A 1,530-nucleotide genomic window follows, 5' to 3' on the forward strand; every position below is an offset into this window, starting at 1 on the left:
GCGCCCGTGGTGATCGCCACCGTGCGGGGCTTCAGGGCCTCCGGCAGTTCGCGCTTCAGCGAGATCTGCAACAGGCCGTCGGCCAGGTTGGCGTCCTGCACCAGGACGTAGTCGGCGAGCTGGAACTTGCGCTCGAAGTTGCGCTCGGCCAGGCCGCGATGGAGGAAGGTCTTGGCCTCGTCGTTGGCGGCCTTGCGGCCGGTCACGGTGAGGAGGTTCTCCTTTACCTCGACGTTGAGCTCTTCCGGCCGGAAGCCGGCCACCGCGATATCGATGCGGTAGGCGTTCTCGTCGGTGCGTTCGATGTTGTAGGGCGGATAGCCGGCGGCGCCATCGGCCGCGGCGGTCTCAAGCAGGTTCGCCAGCCGGTCGAAGCCGACGACGGAGCGATAGAGCGGTGAGAAGTCGATCGTACGCATGCGGTCACATCCTTCTTTCAAAGCAAGGTTGCGGTTCAGTTGGACCTGCGGCGACCCTGGCGGCGTCGCCTTCAGCCCAAGGAGGCCCGGACATCCAGCGCCTCCGCGAGTTCAGATAGGCGCGCAGATGAGGGCTTCAAGGCCCTTTCCGCAAACCGCGGCAATGCCTAGGCTGCTGGCCCGCCATCCGGAGGAATCCCCCCAATGCTCCGCCTCGCCATCGCCGCTTCGGCCGTTGCCATTCTCGCCGCCCCCATCCACGCGGCCGCCGCTCCGGCTGCCGACGCCAAGCTGCAGGCCGCGGTCGCCGGCGCCAACCGGGCCCCCGCCAACAAGGCTCGCGACGCCGCGCGCCACCCTGCCGAGACGTTGGCCTTCTGGGGCTTGAAGCCCGGGCAGACGGTCGTCGAGATCAGTCCCGGGGGCGGCTACTGGACCGAGATTCTGGCCCCGTACGCCAAGGCCACGGGCGGAACCTACGTGGCCACCGGCGCCGATCTCGCCAGTCCCACTCTCTCCGCAGGCGCCAAGGCCGGCCGGGAGGCTTTCGAGAAGAAGTTCGGCGACGCCGCCGTCTACGGCAAGGTCACGGTCGTCAACTTCGGCCCGCAGGCGGGACCGCTGGGTGCGCCGAATTCCGCGGACCTCGTTTTCACGTCCCGCAACATCCACAACTTCCTGATGCAGCCGGGCATGCTCGACAAGGTCCTGAAGGATACCTTCGCGGTGCTGAAGCCGGGCGGTGTGCTCGGCGTCGAGGAGCATCGCTCCGATCCGAAACCCGACGCCCCCGGCTACTCCAACGGCTACGTCTCCGAGGCCACGGTCATCGCCGCTGCCCAGAAGGCCGGCTTCAAGCTTGCCGCCAAGTCCGAGGTCAACGCCAATCCGAAGGACACGAAGGACCATCCGTTCGGGGTGTGGACGCTGCCCCCCAGCCGGTGGACGGCGCGACCGGGCCAGCCGGCGGATCCCGCTTTCGACCGCACCAAGTACGACGCGATCGGCGAGAGCGACCGGATGACCCTGCGGTTCGTCAAGCCCGGCTGATCCTAGCGCCCGGGCGGTGCAATTTCGCCAATGAGGCCGGCCCGGGCGCCACAGGCGGTTT

2 protein-coding genes are annotated in these 1,530 nt (G+C 68.2%); one reads left to right on the plus strand and one right to left on the minus strand.

All coding sequences use genetic code 11. The annotated features are described in order from the left end of the window. The coding region (locus QZV94_RS11605; RefSeq protein WP_293678044.1) for an Hsp20 family protein at window positions 1-419 on the minus strand (419 nt) is incomplete at its 3' end. A gap of 204 nt (window positions 420-623) precedes the next feature. Here QZV94_RS11605 and QZV94_RS11610 point away from each other — a divergent pair. Continuing rightward, window positions 624-1,469, plus strand: coding sequence for a class I SAM-dependent methyltransferase (locus tag QZV94_RS11610; RefSeq protein ID WP_293678045.1), 846 nt, complete (start codon window positions 624-626; stop codon window positions 1,467-1,469). Window positions 1,470-1,530: the final 61 nt, after the last annotated feature.

This window comes from uncultured Phenylobacterium sp. (assembly GCF_902826855.1).
Lineage (GTDB): Bacteria > Pseudomonadota > Alphaproteobacteria > Caulobacterales > Caulobacteraceae > Phenylobacterium.

What these genes read in the sequence shown, in the direction of transcription:
- QZV94_RS11610 (WP_293678045.1), top strand. Translation starts at nt 624, where the DNA reads ATGCTCCGCCTCGCCATCGCCGCTTCGGCCGTTGCCATTCTCGCCGCC.